The organism is Shimazuella kribbensis DSM 45090 (genome assembly GCF_000428065.1).
Classification (GTDB): domain Bacteria; phylum Bacillota; class Bacilli; order Thermoactinomycetales; family Thermoactinomycetaceae; genus Shimazuella; species Shimazuella kribbensis.
This window is the reverse complement of the sequence record NZ_ATZF01000004.1, coordinates 247,283-263,383: the sequence shown is the minus strand read 5'-3', so window position 1 is coordinate 263,383 and position 16,101 is coordinate 247,283. Positions and strand designations below refer to the sequence as shown.

The following is a 16,101-nucleotide window of genomic DNA, read 5'->3' as shown; positions in this document are numbered from 1 at the left end:
ATTTTAATATTTATTCTATAAAATGTATATTTACTAGTTCCCTCTTTACGGAAATAAAACCCATTCGATCCAGTTGAGTCACAGCAAGAACAACGAAATAGAATAAAATTTTAGAGATACGTGTTATTTTTCTTCATGATGTTAGGTTTCATACCTTCATCGCAGTAATATTGTTCGTGAATATAATGACAAAAAATGTCCTGATTTCCAGAACATTTTTCACAGTAAGCACAGCTACATACAAAAACAACCTATTTATTTCATCGGCTCTTTATCTTTAAAAATATCAATTCCCAGATCTTCCAGAACCATTATGGCATCATTTACAGGCAGCAAGAGATTTATTAAAAGTTCCAGAAACCAAGAGAAAGCAGTTCTAGCCAATCATTGTTACATTTAAAAAAATGGACCTAACTATGTTTCCCATTCACAAACGAAGAATAATTCATTATCTTTTAATTCTGCTGTAAGGCTGCCTTGCATTTTCAACATAAGGCTTTTAGCAATAGACAATCCCAATCCAGTACCTTTTTCTGATCTTGTTTTGTCCGCTTTATAAAATCGATCAAATAGAAAAATAATATCATTTTCATTTAATCCACTCACATCATTGCTGATTGTCAATTGTACAGAGGATTGTTTTTTAACTAGTTGAATGTTGATATTCCCATCGGAATGTTTCATAGCATTAAGAACTAAGTTCTCGATCACTCGTTTTACTGCAGATGAGTCCCCAACAATACTTATTTCTTCTTTTGGTATATGAATATTAGGTTCCATATTTTGTTGAAGAAATGGTTCATAAAAACCTATCAAAACTTCTAAAAGTAACTGGTTCAGTTCAATCTTCTCCAACTTTAATGGATAATCTACTGACTGTATGAGGGATAATTCAAAAAAATCTTCTAATAAAACCTTCAATCTGTTGGCTCCATTTTTAATAGTAGTAATGTATTCAGCTCTTTTCTCTGGAGGCAATTCATTTATTTCAAGAAATTGAATATACCCCAAAATAGAAGTCATAGGGGTACGTATGTCATGAGAGATATTTGCAATTGCTTGTTTTAATTCGTTTTCTTTTCGCTGTTTTTCTACATACGCCTGTAGTGTAAGGTCAATTTGATCGTTTATTCCACTTGCAAGTTTTTCTAAGTCTTTATCAAAATGAGCCAGATCAATTTTCTTTTTGGTTTTTTTACCACTTAACTCATTTAATTGTTTTGTTACATTCTTTATTTCTTTCTTTAACAAATAAAAGCGAGTGAGATAAAATACACCTACTACTATTGAAATAAAAGTGATATAAATCAAGACCCTCACTCGCTTCCTTCTTACATAATTTCCTTCTTCTGAAAAATGAAACTCCCTATCCACCCAACCAAGAGAAACGTCAAGATTGGTATGATCATTAGTTTAAATAACTCTTCATTTCCCAAATTGAATTTGGTTATATCTAAAAATAATTTAGATACAGAGTAATTGTAGATTATATCTACTATCTTGAACTTTTGAGCAAACGTATACATGATGGTATCAAAAAGAGAAACAGAGATGATTAGAAAACCAATCGTTTTACCACTGTCTGTGAACAAAATGGCAAATAAAGCCATAACGGATGCAAACGCACATGCATAAAGAATAGTGAGACCCACAGTTTGAATAATATAGTCAGATCTAGGCATATCATAAAAGCCAAAAAATAGAAGACCAACAGATGGCATGATAAGAGGAAATATTAAAGCAATCACAGCAGCACCTAACGAAAAAACAAGTAACTTAGAAAAATAAATACGAATTCTGCTGTTACCTGAAGCAGCTATGCTTTTCATCGTTCCAATGGAATATTCACTAGAAATAAAAAAACCGGCAAGAATACAAGGCACAAACTTTACAATATAAGTATTTACGCCTTCCAGGGCTATTGCTGATAATATTTCTTTCATCGAAGTAGATTTAATCCCTAATACAAAATACACAAAGGGAGGATAAGAAACAGCTAATGCCATAATTATCAATACCAATGTCCAAAAGGATCTATCTTTTCTTAACTTAAACAACTCAGATTTGACTAAATTACTCATGATAGCCACCCCCTATTCGATTGGTAAAATAAGCTTCTAAGTCTTCCCTCATTGGCATAAATTGCTCGACGATCAACCCTTCATGAAAAAGAATTGCCGAAACTTTACCAGGATTATCAAGATAACCAAACAACTTAATTGTTCCATCTGGTAACACTTCGTAATGAGAAGTCTTCAGCCTAGTTTCTAAAATAGTTGCAGCCTTGTTCGGGTCGTCCACTTTCATATGAATATATTGTTGGCATTTTTCATTCAGTTCTACAGCTGATAATTGCTCTAATAATTTCCCTTTATGAATAATGCCGTAATGAGTAGCTAACAAATGAAGTTCACTTAAAATATGACTGGATATCAAAATTGTGATCCCGTGTTCAAAGGCCAGCCTTTTCAATAATTCTCTAATTTCTACTACACCCATTGGGTCTAATCCATTGATCGGCTCATCTAAAATCAAAAATTCAGGATCACCCAATAACGCAATACCAAGACCAAGCCGCTGCTTCATCCCTAAGGAAAAATTTTTCGCCTTCTTGTTTCCTGCATCCTGAAGCCCAACGAGAGAAAGAGTCTTTTTGACGCATTTCTTCCCTGGGATTCCTTTCAAAAGTCTATGCACTTCTAAATTTTCTATCGCATTCATATGAGGATAAAGAGCAGGGCTCTCTATAATCGTTCCAATCCGTTTTCTTGCCTGCACAAGTTCTTTTGCAGAACTATGACCAAACAATTCCAGCTCTCCCCTTGTCGGATAAGCAAGACCTGTTATCAGTTTGATCAAAGTTGATTTCCCTGCACCATTCTGACCAATAAAGCCGTATATGGATCCTTTTTTTATCGAAATATTAACGTCATCTAACGCCCATTGATCTTTATACTGCTTCGATAAATTTGTTGTTCTTAAAATATAATCTCCCATAACATTTACCTCCCTCACTTGTTTAGTATAGAAAGGAAAACATAAGAAAATCTAAAGATATATCTTAAGAGAACATTAATTTTTCAATCGATACCCAATTCCCCAAACCGTCTCTATGTACTCCTTATTTGGACTTGCTATGGAAAGTTTTCTTCTAATATTGCTCATATGAACATTAATTATATTGTCATCTCCATGAAAATCTTCCATCCATACACTTTCAAATAGATTAGCTTTTGTGAACACTTTCTTAGGAGAAGATAGTAAAACAACTAAAATAGCATATTCCCTTGCTGTAAAAATACATTCGATCCCATTTACATACACTGTTTTAGAATCTAATTCCAAACTAATATCTTTATATCTCAATTCTTTTGTATAAGAAGGTTGATTCGTAGATCTATATCTACGTAAAACGGAATCTATTCTAGCAGACACTTCTTCCACATCAAAAGGTTTAGTTATAAAATCATCTGCCCCTGTTCGTAGAGCATCAATTTTCGTCTGTAAACCTATCTTCGCTGAAATAATCATGACTGGAATGCGGCTATGTTCACTTATCTTAGTTAGAATCTCTTCACCTGTCATCCCAGGGAGCATCAAATCAAGCAGGACCAAATCCCACTCTTGCTTCTCTAGATAGATCAGCGCCTCCGTTCCAGAAAAAGCAGCTTGAGGAAAATAACCACTATTTTTTATTATATTGCATAATAATTGATTGATATCATTGTCATCCTCAACAACCAGTATCTTTATTTTAGCGTTCACATTTATCTACACCTTTTTCGATTTACTCTTTTCATCTCACATTTAACACAAAAAAGATACCTATTTCTAGGTATCTTTTGTTTGGAGCGGGTGAAGGGAATCGAACCCTCACATTCGGCTTGGAAGGCCGATGTTCTACCATTGAACTACACCCGCATATATGGAGCGGAAGACGGGATTCGAACCCGCGACCCTCGCCTTGGCAAGGCGATGCTCTACCACTGAGCCACTTCCGCACAATGATATGTTCATTATATTATATGATCGAAGAATAAAAATGGTGAGCCATGAAGGACTCGAACCTTCGACCCTCTGATTAAAAGTCAGATGCTCTACCAACTGAGCTAATGGCTCTCAAGATGTTATGAAATGGCTGGGGAGGAAGGATTCGAACCTTCGGTACACGATACCAAAAACCGATGCCTTACCACTTGGCTACTCCCCAAAGGAGAAAATATTTTGTTAAAAAGTGGTGGAGGGAGTAGGATTCGAACCTACGAAGTCGAAGACAGCGGATTTACAGTCCGCCCCAGTTGGCCACTTTGGTATCCCTCCGTAAAATGGTGGGCGCTGACGGGATCGAACCGCCGACCCCATGCTTGTAAGGCATGTGCTCTCCCAGCTGAGCTAAGCGCCCATATGAAACTATGGTGACCCGTAGGGGATTCGAACCCCTGCATGCCAGCGTGAAAGGCTGGTGTGTTGAACCGCTTCACCAACGGGCCGAACTAAAAAAGTTTGTGGAGCTCTCTACCAGGCTCGAACTGGTGACCTCTTCCTTACCATGGAAGCGCTCTGCCGACTGAGCTAAGAGAGCATGGCTCCCAAAGCAGGATTCGAACCTGCAACCTACCGGTTAACAGCCGGTTGCTCTGCCGTTGAGCTATTTGGGAATAATCTTTCATTTCGACAAGGTGTATTTTAGCAAGAAAATATATGTATTGTCAAGCTATTTAACATTTATTTTTTCACTATCTTTTGACTTGTATTGTCTTTTGGCGACAAGAATTAATATAGCATATATATCATTTGATTGCAATATATTTTTTATAAAAAATTATTAAAGATGGATATCTGCAAAACTCCTGAACATCACGCACTTTTACAGTTCCGTGTTCCTTTGAGCGGAGGTTAAGAAACTTTGTTTACTAATGGTAAGAAATCTTCACATCTACAGGCAGGGAAGGACCATGAATCTATGGGATTTTTTTGAGTATCCTTTCAAATTGAATTTCAATTATCTTTCTACATGAGCAGTGAAATAGTTAGAAAAATCGCTAAAAAAGAAGTCGAAAAATAATAGTTTGCCAAGTGGACACCCCATGCTCTACGACGTCTTCTCAAGCTTGTCCAGTCGTAAGACTTCGATTATGATCTATGCGAATGGTCGCCGTTTTGACAAATTTATGGACGCTACTCATGAATCAAAAATAGAAAAAGACAACATCATTAAAGATGGATATAACAACATCGATGATCTCCAACAACAAAAATGATTGATGGCATAAAACCAGTGTTACATACACTGGTTTTATTTTTTTTCCCACTACTTCGTCATTCCCACAAGTTATTGGGTAATTTTCCCTTTTGTTAGATAGAAAATATGTGGGAAACGTAATGGAAATGAATATATTTTTAAATCTCGTCCCCAAATAGCTTTCAAATTTTACGAATAACATTTTGATAAAATATTTTCCTATGTTGATATTTCGGATACGAAATAATATAATACGAAATGTTATCATAGTGAAATATTCGTAAGAGGTGATATTCGAGTGACGGATGATGAAGTACTAGAATTTGTTAGTGCCATGAGATTATGTGTGAAACGATCCTTCCATATCCTGCATGAACATTTCAAAAAGTATAACTTGACCATACCCCAAGGTCAGGTTTTAAGGGTACTCAATCAAAAAGGTTCCTTATCTTTGGTCGAAATCAGTAAGGAATTGGATTCGAAACCTAGTTCCATGAGTGGATTGATTGATCGATTAGTGAAAGCGGAAATGGTGACACGCGAAAGAGATAAAGACGATCGACGGGTAGTATGGATTGCATTAAGTGATAAAAGCAAACAATTATTTGCAAATTTTCCTTACACACAAGCTCAGTATTACAGGACTTATTTAGAAAAACTATCGGATGAAGAGTTTTCTCAGTTATCCGTTAACCTTAAAAAGCTTGTACGGATTTTAGAGGAAGGATAAACCAAATGAAACAATGGTTCATTTCAATAGTAATGATTATGGCGCTTTTGGCTATTGCCGCTTTTGGTTACCCCTATATTACGGATCAACAAGCATATATTTCTACTGATAATGCCTCTCTTCAAGCAGATATGTATTCACTTTCTGCCACACAATCAGGGGTTCTAACCGATTGGAAGATCAAAGAAGGGGACCTAATTAAAGTTGGAGGTATTGTGGGGAAAATCACCAATTCATCCCTAACATCAGAAGTAGATGCAACAGTTGTCAAAACGAGCGTATATGCAAAGCAAAATGTATTACAAGGGCAGACACTGGCGCAGATGGCAGATTTAAATAAAACATATGTACTAGCCTATATAGACGAGGATCAAATCCGAAACGTTAAAACAGGCAAAAAGGTCAAAGTCAATATAGAATCGCTTTCTGATGAATCTTATGAAGGAACGGTAAAAGAAATTGGTTTGGGCACAGGCAATTCTTTTCAAACCAACCCATCCCTTACAAATAACAACGCGGAAAAAGAAATTCAACGTATACCTGTGAAAATAACAGTAAGTGACCTCCCAATCAACCGATTGACACTTGGTGTACATGCAGAAGTTAAAATTGAAAAATAGGGTGATTAGAAAGATGAAAACAGGAAGACTTATTGCGATTAATACCATCGTATTTTTGATTGTAGTAGCGATTGGTATCGTAGGAATTAACTACTATCGAAATTCTACCGAATTTATCACGACGGAAAATGCCAAAGTTTCTGGTGATATGATGCCAATAACAGTTGTAAGTGCCGGAAAAATAACCGATTGGACTGCAACCGTTGGTCAACAAGTAACAGAAAATCAAGAAATCGGTAAAATCACAGGTACAAGTTCTACATCCATCACTTCTCCTATTGCTGGATCTATTGTGCTTAGCAAAGGCACGAAGGGATTGACGGTTGCACCAGGTCAAACGCTTGCACAAGTAGTAGATTTAAACAAATTGTATATTATCGCAAATATAGAAGAAACAGAGATCAAGAATGTAAGTGTTGGTCAAGATGTCGATGTAGTAGTAGATGTAGATGAAGGCGCAACAATTGACGGGAAAGTAAAAGAAATTGGCAAAGCTACCAACTCCGAGTTTTCGCTCCTTCCCGCACAAAACGCAAGTGGAGACTATACCAAAGAAGTAGAATACATCCCTGTAAAAATTGAACTTGAAAATTATTCCGATCAAGTAGTACCAGGTATGAACGCAACAGTAAACATACACCGCTAAAAGGATGTGAACAAATATGACAGATCGATCAGAGCATTCGATTCGTTCACAAATTCCTTTGCTTGCTGTTATCATGCTGGGAATGTTTATATCTGTCTTAAATCAAACGTTATTAAATGTAGCAATACCACATTTGATTACCGAATTTAACATTACAGCAACAGATGCAGAATGGTTGTTGACCGGATACATGCTTGTAAATGGGATCTTGATTCCATTATCTGCTTTTCTTATTGAACGTTTTGGCATTCGCAATCTATTTATTGCAGCCATGGTCTTTTTTACTGGAGGATCCATTGTTTGTGGACTCGCTCCAACTTTCTCCATGCTTCTCATCGGAAGACTGTTACAAGCTGTTGGGGCTGGACTACTTATGCCACTCAGTATGACCATCATCTTGTCCATTTTCCCACCAGAAATGCGTGGAAAAGGGATGGGCATCTTTGGACTGGGTATTATGTTTGCTCCTGCAATTGGGCCTACACTTTCTGGATGGGTTTTGGAGCATTATAGTTGGAGACTACTGTTTGATGGGATCGCACCACTTGGTTTGCTCGTATTGATTATCTCTATCTTCCTCTTAAAAGATCTAGGGGGAACAAACAAAGATTTAAAACTCGACTACTTGGGAACTTTCCTCTCCACGATCGGATTTGGTGCACTCTTGTATGGTCTTAGTGAAGCAGGCAGTAAAGGTTGGGATGATATTATCGTCGACATTACCCTGATAGTAGGGCTAATCTGTATCATTTTATTTGTATTCCAACAACTAAACTCCAAACGACCTATGTTGGATTTCCGGATATTAAAGTATCCTGTTTTCACTTTATCGAGTGTGATCAATATGATTACCACCATCGGAATGTTTGGCGGTATGTTTCTCGTCCCAATCTATCTACAAAATTTACGCGGATTTTCACCATTAGAATCAGGGTTACTTATGTTACCTGGGGCTATTTTGATGGGTATTTTATCTCCTATCTCTGGGATTTTATTCGATAAAGTGGGACCTAGACCACTTGCTATTATCGGAATGCTCATCACGCTAATCACCACATATGAGTTTACCAATTTAACCGTGACATCAAGCTACAACTTTATCATGGTACTCTATATGATTCGTTCTATAGGAATGGGACTCATTATGATGCCTATCACAACAGCAGGTATCAATGAACTTCCGCGAGAAAAAAATGCACATGGTACCGCATTATCCAATACATCTAGACAAATTGCTGGGTCCGTTGGAATCAGTTTTATCACAACTGTCTTTACCAGTCGCACTACTTTTCACTTGGAGCTTTTCCGAAATTCTACAAATACAATGGATCCACAATTTCAACAATCTTTCATGGATCAAGCGATTCAAATGTCTGCTCAATTGGGGATTCCTTTGGAACAGGCAAAAGCTGCTCTTACCAATATGTTAGCTGGCCAAATCGGCTTACAAAGTTCTATGGCAGGGATTCAAGATGCATTTTATTGGACAACAGGTATTACTTTTGTGGCGTTCCTACTTAGTTTCTTCTTAAAAGATGTTCGTAAAAAGGGAAAACCTGTCGTAACTTCTGTTCCTAAATTGGAGAAACCAAAGGAAGAGAAACAAAAGCTAGAACCTGTTACAACTTAATTATCACAAAAAAGCTGCTGACCTTGATCAGCAGCTTTTTTTGCTACAATGAAAAATCCACCAAAACGATTTTTCCAATCGTACTTCCCATTTCCAATATCCCATGGGCAGAACGTAGATTTATCGATCACTATCCATAATATCAGCTATATGTTCAATATATATTGCAATATTATCTTCCGTTTGAAAAATAGAACGAGTAAATATGGCTCCCCGCTAAATGTTACGCTTTTGATGAATAGTGAATCCATATCAAGGCATCCCTTTCAAGTATTCTTATCGGCAGAACAAATCTTACCTTGTGGAAGAATAGCTTCAGCCGGATAGGTCCATGTTGCATTGTATCAATTTAAACAGAAAATATAATCTGCCCCGATGAACCAAACCTCTTTTTTTAGTTAACTAGCAAAAATTATGATAATGATCAATCGTAAAATTTGTCCAAGGCTTTGTGTCCATTGGATGGTTCTAGGACGTGAAGTTATACCAAAACTGCAAGACCAGCTAATTTAGCAACTAGATTGCAAAATCGATCCAACTCTACCTTACCCACAATACGTGCATCCACCACGTCGCCGATAATAATAAGCAATGGCAGAAAGCCCCAGAGTCAAGCCCCATGGCACCCAAAAAATCATTGGACCAACCGCCCCATAAATTTGTCCAAGAACTATATTATTGATAGGTGCAAGATGTAGCGTTATAGCCAAAAAACCGAATGTAAAAACAAATCCAGCTATCGTAACCGCAATAGCTACAATTAATGCAGGTACTACTGCAAGCATGATGGGCACTCGTTTTCCACCTATGAATGGAAACCAAACTGGAAAAATTTCACCCCATCTTTGAATGAGACCGAGTGTTAAAATGCCACCTCCAATGCAGAGAAATCCAAATACCCATTCGGTAAGATTTGCCATAGGGTTTATATTTGAAAGTTCTTGAAGAGCCTTTCGACTAACACCCAAAGGAATATGAAGCGCCCATGCAAAACGTGTTATCGCATACGGCACAGGTGCAAGCGCTGCAACAATCGTTAGCCATCTCCCCCAACGAACCAAAACAAACGGTTCTAGATCTTCTTTATTTCGTCCGCAAAATTCACAAGCATTACGAGATCTCCGCTGGAATGAAATAGCGGCTAAAATCCAAAAAAGTGCACCAATGATACAAATGAGCTGATTAATCATTCCCCAATCAAATGTAAATTCAAATAAAAATGCGTAAGCCATAACCATAATCAAACTTATATCCGAGGTAAGAAAGATAAATACGAAAGATACTCCCCATGCATAGAAGAGTAATAGCCCACTAGAAACAAATTCTCTTTTTTTCTTCTGCATGATAAAACCAACAAAAATACCTAAAAAGCAAAGTATCGTGATAAAAGCCCCTCCTACTTTAGAGGGAAAATGGGTAATCATTGCTCCAAATAAACCCATATCTCCTTGCTTAAATGGATATCCTTTTCCACCCAACAACCAGTAAACGTGCATGAATCCATATAACAGTGACCATCCTACTGCAACATACCCAATCCAATTTGGCCAACGACTAATAAAGCCGTTTTGTTTTGTCTTTGATTGGAACAAATCAGAACACCCCTTATGAAAATAGTTAGTATTTACCAAAATATAAACCACCTTTATACTAACCAACGAAGGTTAATAACAAGGTGGGGTCTCGTTTAATTTTCGTTTAATTTTTTTCGAATAGTGAAATTTTCGTACCATTTAAAGAACTGGTGATCTCCCAATCAAAGTTCATTTCCTTTAACATTATGGAAATAATAGATAGACCAATTCCTGCACCTTTTTCGTAGGAACTGACATTCATACCAGGTCCTCTATCTTCGATCACAAGGAGAACCTTATGATCTCTTTCTATTAGTTGTACTCCTACATACTGTCCTGCTTTTGCATGTCTTAGAATGTTCTGAAACAAGTTATCCATGATGCGATTAAACCATTTCGGATCAATATCCCATATCCATATTTTTTGCTGTAACTGAACTTCAAAACCTTCTTTTTCAAATACTGGATACCAACTTGCTACTGAACTACGAACTGCCCGAAGCATATCCGTCTTTTCCTTGTGCATAGGGTATTTTCCAGCTGATAAGAGTGTGTAAGATAAAAGATTTTCAAGTAACTGACTTAAGACATCGACTTTATTTTCAATTAACAAAAGCGAATCCTGTCCTCTAGGTGACAGCGTTTCTTTTTTTAAGGAATGCGAATGCCCCCGGATTACAGTAAGTGGAGTCCGTAAATCGTGAGATATATTCGTTATCAGCTGCTTTCGTAAGGATTCTTCTTTCAACTCACGCTCTTTACTACTTTTCAAATCCTCTATCATATGATTAAATGCTTGTCCTAATTGCCCAATTTCATCTTGTTCATGTACTTCCAATTGGTCAGGAATTCCATTTTCACCGGATTGGGTCATTGCAGTCTGAAGTTTAACAAGACGTTTACGTATTTTAGTGAAAAAGAGCCAAGATATAAAAAGAAAACTTGCAAATATAACTAAATCATATATCAACAAAAATTTATCATCGATAACAGACATGTTTACAGGCTTTGTAAGCACAAATGGCACTTGAAAGATCATGAAACCTTGATTTCGATCACCACCGATATATTCAATCACTGTAAATTGGTCACCGCTAGCATTTTGCTTCATGAATTCAATGGTACTGTGATAAATCCATTGAGTAGGGATATTAATATGCTTCGGAATGATTAGCTCTGTCTTTCCTGTTCCACTAACCCATAACATAGTCGCTTCAGGATATTTATTATGTAAAGCAATAATTTTCTTGTTAATTTGCTGCACGTCTAATTTATCGAAGCTAACTGCCTGTTGATACCACATTCTCTCTATTTTATTTGTATCCATATAAATGACTTTTCGTTTAAAGTCATTATCAAAAAAATACTCTGGCACATAATAGAGAGGTAAAGCAAACGGCCATAAGATTAATGCAGCAGTAATGATTAGTAAATATCTCACTAAAAGAGACTGTCGCAAATTCATTGTCTTACCCTGTACCCAATACCACGAATGGTTTCAATTATTTGTGGATTACTTGGATCCTGTTCTATTTTCTCGCGTAGATGACGGATATGTACCATCAACGTTTTATCTCCTTCTATATATGATTCACCCCAAACTGCTTCATAAATTTGTTCTTTTGTTAATATTTGATTCGGATGGCAAAGAAAATAGTCAAAAATATGAAATTGCTTTGCAGTTAACAGTATTTCGCTATTTGATCTTACATCGACAATGCGTTTTTGGTTTTTGTAAATATGAAGATGAGAGAGTTGAATGAAGTGTTGTGATATCTTATCAAATCTCCTCAACAACACTTCTACTCTTGCTACTAGCTCATCTGGATGAAAGGGTTTTGTCATATAATCATCTGCAAAATGAAGCCCATGTAGTTTATCTTCTATAGATGTTCTTGCTGACAGCAATAGTATTGGTGTTTTTGGAAAATCCATTTTTAAACGTTGACCAATGGAAAAACCATCTAAACCTGGTAACATAATATCTAGAATGACGAGATCGGTTTCCTCCATATATTCAGCTACATTTTCTCCAGAAGTAAGCCAAATAACTTTAAAACCTCTTTGTTTTAAATCGGCACTTAACCAAGATCCAATTTCTAAATCATCTTCCATATAAAGCAGCTTATTATTCATATTCTCCCCTGTTTTCATTTTTAAGATTTTAATCTGTATGTGATTTAGTTTATCTCAAATATAACTCGTTGCATGTATGTAGATAGCTTGAATGGAACTTGTCCTATCAATTCCGATCTTAACCTATATAAAAAATCCACCAATAAGGTGGATTTTGTTTTATTTCATGGAATCGAGGAACTCTTTTACTTGATCTTTTGTTTTTAGGATGTCCCGTGGAAACAACTTTAGATATTATCGGCGAGAATTGAAAAGGGGTACTACTTTATCATCTCATTGAGGGGAAAAAACGCTTTAATGAATTTCGGAAACTTTATCCTGCGATTACTCAACGTATGTTGACCTTACAGTTAAGGGAGTTGGAACGAGATGGAATTGTTCATCGTGAAGTATACAAACAAGTCCCCCCAAAAGTAGAATACTCCTTAACTGAGTTTGGCAAGACATTGAAACCTATTATTAATTTGATGAAAAATTGGGGAGAGCTACATCGAAATCGAATCTTAGAGGCGAAATTAGAAGCTGTAAAAAAAGATTGATAGGGAAGTATCCTGCATGAAAAAGAAACATATGTAGCAATTCTAAAACGATCCCAAACAAGGTCGTTTTTTTTATGAGCAAAAAAGCGTCTGCAATTTAGATGAAACAAAATTATTAAACGACGTTCGTAGCAGGTTAAAGTCTAGCCAACCAAAATTTGTTCGAGTATTAAAAATGTAGTGATAAACCTTTTTCTTACCTAATATTAAAATTCCACATAATATTTCTTTATGGATTAAGAAATCCAATAATAAAGTAAGACTTGAGTCTTACTTTATTTAAGATTATAGTATGTTTCGAAAAAAATAATATATGATATATTTAATAAAAAAACAGATAAGGAAGAAAAATATGCTATATCAGAATTGTGAGCCGAGACTCAAATCTACGAAAAGAAGTTGGTTTTTATTTCTTGTATTGAATGTGCTAATCATCACTTTGATTGGAGGTTATTTCTCTACACAAGTAGATGCAAGTTCAAATACTTTCACAGAACAGAAGATCACATTTGACAGTGGAAAAAATAAATACAAAGAAAAGTTAACAGGCACCATATTGATCCCCAATAATTCAAACCAATCCAATCAAAAAAGAGCAGGGATTGTATTGGTTCATGGATCAGGTGAAGTAAACCAAAGTGAAATAAGAAGAGAAGCAGAGGTCTTTGCTAAGGCTGGAATTGTAACTTTCATCTATACCAAAAGAACAATTGGTTACGATAAAGCAAATCGAAATTATGATTTATTGGCAGATGACGTAATTCAAGCTGTCACACTACTTCAAAAAAGATCAGATGTGGATCCCAAAAAAGTAGGCACTTGGGGTGTCAGTGAAGGGGGATGGGTGGCACCTTTAGCCGCATCCAAATCCGATAAAATTGCATTTGTAATTACCATTGGTGCGCCAGGTGTTCCACCAATTCAACAACAGACATGGAATATAGAAAATCGTTTCCATAATCAAGACTTTCATTCGAAATCAGCAATTAATTCTATAATAAATAATGGGGCAGGAGTTTTGTTCTCCATAACAAAAACTTTTTTCCATCCGGATGCTGCAATCTATGATCCTATTCCTCCTCTCAAAAAAATGAAACAACCTATCTTAGCCATGTGGGGAAGTATAGATCGTCAGGTACCTCCAGCTGAAAGTGGAAATATTTTTAAAAACACTTTCGAAAGTAGCGGGAATAATAAATATACGATTCAATATTTAGAAGGTGCTGACCACTCCGGTTGGAATAGCAAAGATAATGGGTTCACACCTCTATTTACCCTATTCCCAGGTAATGCAGAAGCGATGATTTCTTGGCTTCAACAAGTATTAAATGACAACCCACCTATTGCTAAGGTCATTGGGAAAACCCCAAAGCAAATGAGTATCAGTTCTCCTGAAACAACAGAATTACATTGGTATGATCATTATGTACTACAGTTTGGGATTCTGTTGCTCTTCCTAATTTTATTTGGTGGATATTTTATTTTAGGAACGATTAATTTCTTCCGAAAAAATAAATCATATTCCTCTCCATTTCGATGGAAACAACGAATATTCGCTTTATCTGGACTAATCTCTGTACTAAGTTTTTGGAGTTACTTGCTATACATCTGGATGAGTGGTGGAAAGAAAGTAGGATTTGTAATTGGACAATGGCCATTTATATGGATCGTGATTTTTATATTTGCTTGGTTGACTATTATTTCTCTTTTCGTTCTTCTTTTCTCTTGGTTTCAGACCCATAAAAAACAAAAACGTGTCTTGTTGTTGATTATTGGAGGTATTCTATTTATCCCTTGGGCTATTTATTGGCAGATTTTATTCTTATAAATTCATTTAATCTTCTTATACTAGAAATGGAGTAGAGAACATGAAAAAACTTGTCATCACCATATGCATTGCAACAATCGGCTTATTGGCTGGATGTACCACTTCAAACGAACAAACAATAAATATAATAAAAACAATATCATCAACAAATATACAACAGATTAAAATCGATGCGAAATCAACAAATATTGAACTGTCACCTAGTAAACAAACGGAAATTCAGGCTGAACTAAAGGGACAGGTTACCAATCGGGTTGTTAACCTGAATATTCAATCTTCACAAGAAATTGTAACCATTGTAGAAAACGAAAAGTATGAAGGATCAGATACAAAAGCTGAACTGACGTTGCATATCAAAATACCTGAAAAATTGTATCAGAAATTAGCAATTAAGAATGAAGCTGGGAATATAAAATTACAAAAGAACCTTCAAGTGAACAATTTAGAGATACATTCTAAATATGGGGATATAACAGTAAATTCATTAAAATCCTTACCTAAAAATCCAACCAATGTATCTATCAACAATGACAGAGGACAAGTTACCCTCGATTTAACAGAACCTATCATTGGGAATCATAACATTCAAATCTCTTCAGGAAATCTTTATTTGCAAGTTGGACAAAAACCGACTCCTATTGATGTTGATTTTCAAGTTCAAGCTGGAAATATTCATCCTGATTTTCCATTAAAGGGGTCAGCAAGTAACTCCATGAACGGACATATAGGCACGAAAAATGAAAGTAAAAATCAATTAAAAGCAAAAGTACTATCAGGTAATATTCATTTAAAAAAATAGATAGACAGTTAAAAAATCCACCTTATCGGTGGATTTTTCTTTATTTCATGGAATCCAAAAACTCCATTACTTGTTCTTTTGTTTTGGCATCTCTGCTTGGTAAACGTCCTACTTCTTTTCCCTCTTCAAAAACGATAAAAGTAGGAATACCTTTTACATTGAATTGCTGGGCTATTTCTTGATCATTATCTGCATCAATCTCTGCAAATTGAAAGGTATCTGCAAATGCTTGTGTGATCTCTGGCAGGTCTGGTTCGATTCGTTTGCAATCGCCACACCAAGTAGTCGTAAACTCAACCACTTTTCTTCCTGAGTCAGTAAAGTCAGCAAATGTTTTTTCATTGAGCATTTTCAAGT

At 36.0% G+C, this 16,101-nt stretch carries 15 protein-coding genes, 9 tRNA genes and 1 pseudogene; 8 read left to right on the top strand and 17 right to left on the bottom strand.

The window, feature by feature from the left end:
• Positions 1-414: 414 nt before the first annotated feature.
• From A3GQ_RS0108835 to A3GQ_RS0108775, 13 genes are all read right to left on the bottom strand, one after another.
• Entirely contained in the window at positions 415-1,320 is a 906-nt protein-coding gene (locus A3GQ_RS0108835; protein ID WP_342664991.1) for a sensor histidine kinase, read from the bottom strand.
• Between the two features lie 11 nt (positions 1,321-1,331).
• Positions 1,332-2,081 carry an ABC transporter permease gene (locus tag A3GQ_RS0108830; RefSeq protein WP_028776735.1) on the bottom strand — a complete coding sequence of 250 codons (750 nt, stop codon included), beginning with the start codon at positions 2,079-2,081 and terminating at the stop codon, positions 1,332-1,334.
• The gene (locus A3GQ_RS0108825; protein ID WP_028776734.1) at positions 2,074-2,997 is read right to left on the bottom strand and encodes an ATP-binding cassette domain-containing protein; all 924 of its coding nucleotides are present in this window, start codon (positions 2,995-2,997) and stop codon (positions 2,074-2,076) included. The genes A3GQ_RS0108830 and A3GQ_RS0108825 overlap by 8 nt, the downstream gene beginning before the upstream one ends.
• A gap of 75 nt (positions 2,998-3,072) precedes the next feature.
• The gene (locus A3GQ_RS0108820) at positions 3,073-3,765 is read right to left on the bottom strand and encodes a response regulator transcription factor (protein ID WP_028776733.1); all 693 of its coding nucleotides are present in this window, start codon (positions 3,763-3,765) and stop codon (positions 3,073-3,075) included.
• 82 nt (positions 3,766-3,847) lie between these two features.
• Positions 3,848-3,921 (bottom strand) — tRNA-Gly (locus tag A3GQ_RS0108815).
• Between the two features lie 5 nt (positions 3,922-3,926).
• Positions 3,927-4,001, bottom strand: a tRNA-Gly gene (locus tag A3GQ_RS0108810).
• A gap of 42 nt (positions 4,002-4,043) precedes the next feature.
• Positions 4,044-4,119, bottom strand: a tRNA-Lys gene (locus A3GQ_RS0108805).
• A 16-nt stretch (positions 4,120-4,135) separates the two neighbouring features.
• Positions 4,136-4,210: transfer RNA gene (locus A3GQ_RS0108800), tRNA-Gln, on the bottom strand.
• 25 nt (positions 4,211-4,235) lie between these two features.
• Positions 4,236-4,320 (bottom strand) — tRNA-Tyr (locus A3GQ_RS0108795).
• 6 nt (positions 4,321-4,326) lie between these two features.
• A tRNA-Val gene (locus tag A3GQ_RS0108790) sits at positions 4,327-4,402 on the bottom strand.
• 11 nt (positions 4,403-4,413) lie between these two features.
• Positions 4,414-4,490 (bottom strand) — tRNA-Glu (locus tag A3GQ_RS0108785).
• Between the two features lie 16 nt (positions 4,491-4,506).
• A tRNA-Thr gene (locus A3GQ_RS0108780) sits at positions 4,507-4,582 on the bottom strand.
• A 1-nt stretch (position 4,583) separates the two neighbouring features.
• Positions 4,584-4,658 (bottom strand) — tRNA-Asn (locus A3GQ_RS0108775).
• Positions 4,659-5,087: 429 nt separating this feature from the next.
• Here A3GQ_RS0108775 and A3GQ_RS26850 point away from each other — a divergent pair.
• The 5 genes from A3GQ_RS26850 to A3GQ_RS0108750 all read left to right on the top strand — a co-directional run bounded on the left by A3GQ_RS26850 (position 5,088) and on the right by A3GQ_RS0108750 (position 8,868).
• A complete protein-coding gene (locus A3GQ_RS26850; RefSeq protein ID WP_156877623.1) occupies positions 5,088-5,261 on the top strand; it encodes a hypothetical protein in 174 nt (57 codons plus the stop codon).
• A gap of 279 nt (positions 5,262-5,540) precedes the next feature.
• Positions 5,541-5,972 carry a MarR family winged helix-turn-helix transcriptional regulator gene (locus tag A3GQ_RS23885; protein WP_051271446.1) on the top strand — a complete coding sequence of 144 codons (432 nt, stop codon included), beginning with the start codon at positions 5,541-5,543 and terminating at the stop codon, positions 5,970-5,972.
• 5 nt (positions 5,973-5,977) lie between these two features.
• Positions 5,978-6,592: an HlyD family secretion protein gene (locus A3GQ_RS0108760; RefSeq protein ID WP_028776732.1), complete on the top strand. Its 615-nt coding sequence runs from the start codon at positions 5,978-5,980 to the stop codon at positions 6,590-6,592.
• Positions 6,593-6,605: 13 nt separating this feature from the next.
• The gene (locus A3GQ_RS0108755; protein ID WP_028776731.1) at positions 6,606-7,238 is read left to right on the top strand and encodes an HlyD family secretion protein; all 633 of its coding nucleotides are present in this window, start codon (positions 6,606-6,608) and stop codon (positions 7,236-7,238) included.
• 16 nt (positions 7,239-7,254) lie between these two features.
• Positions 7,255-8,868 (top strand): DHA2 family efflux MFS transporter permease subunit, encoded by a 1,614-nt coding sequence (locus A3GQ_RS0108750; RefSeq protein ID WP_028776730.1) that lies wholly within the window; start codon positions 7,255-7,257, stop codon positions 8,866-8,868.
• Positions 8,869-9,413: 545 nt separating this feature from the next.
• Here the strand turns inward: A3GQ_RS0108750 and A3GQ_RS0108740 are convergent.
• From A3GQ_RS0108740 to A3GQ_RS0108730, 3 genes are all read right to left on the bottom strand, one after another.
• Complete coding sequence (locus A3GQ_RS0108740) at positions 9,414-10,460, bottom strand: hypothetical protein (RefSeq protein WP_156877622.1); 1,047 nt, start codon at positions 10,458-10,460, stop codon at positions 9,414-9,416.
• A 106-nt stretch (positions 10,461-10,566) separates the two neighbouring features.
• A complete protein-coding gene (locus A3GQ_RS0108735) occupies positions 10,567-11,907 on the bottom strand; it encodes a HAMP domain-containing sensor histidine kinase (RefSeq protein WP_028776728.1) in 1,341 nt (446 codons plus the stop codon).
• A complete protein-coding gene (locus A3GQ_RS0108730; protein WP_028776727.1) occupies positions 11,904-12,578 on the bottom strand; it encodes a response regulator transcription factor in 675 nt (224 codons plus the stop codon). Before A3GQ_RS0108730 ends, A3GQ_RS0108735 begins: the two co-directional genes overlap by 4 nt.
• 161 nt (positions 12,579-12,739) lie before the next feature.
• Between A3GQ_RS0108730 and A3GQ_RS23880 the strand changes: the two are divergent.
• The 3 genes and pseudogenes from A3GQ_RS23880 (at position 12,740) to A3GQ_RS0108715 (ending at position 15,744) form a co-directional block, all read left to right on the top strand.
• Positions 12,740-13,117, top strand: a pseudogene (locus A3GQ_RS23880) (winged helix-turn-helix transcriptional regulator).
• Positions 13,118-13,469: 352 nt separating this feature from the next.
• The gene (locus tag A3GQ_RS25645; RefSeq protein ID WP_051271441.1) at positions 13,470-14,945 is read left to right on the top strand and encodes an alpha/beta hydrolase family protein; all 1,476 of its coding nucleotides are present in this window, start codon (positions 13,470-13,472) and stop codon (positions 14,943-14,945) included.
• 40 nt (positions 14,946-14,985) lie between these two features.
• Positions 14,986-15,744, top strand: a complete 759-nt coding sequence (locus tag A3GQ_RS0108715) for a DUF4097 family beta strand repeat-containing protein (RefSeq protein ID WP_028776726.1) — start codon at positions 14,986-14,988, stop codon at positions 15,742-15,744.
• 40 nt (positions 15,745-15,784) lie between these two features.
• Here the strand turns inward: A3GQ_RS0108715 and A3GQ_RS0108710 are convergent, their stop codons facing one another.
• Complete coding sequence (locus A3GQ_RS0108710; protein ID WP_037464446.1) at positions 15,785-16,093, bottom strand: thioredoxin family protein; 309 nt, start codon at positions 16,091-16,093, stop codon at positions 15,785-15,787.
• Between the last annotated feature and the right edge of the window lie 8 nt (positions 16,094-16,101).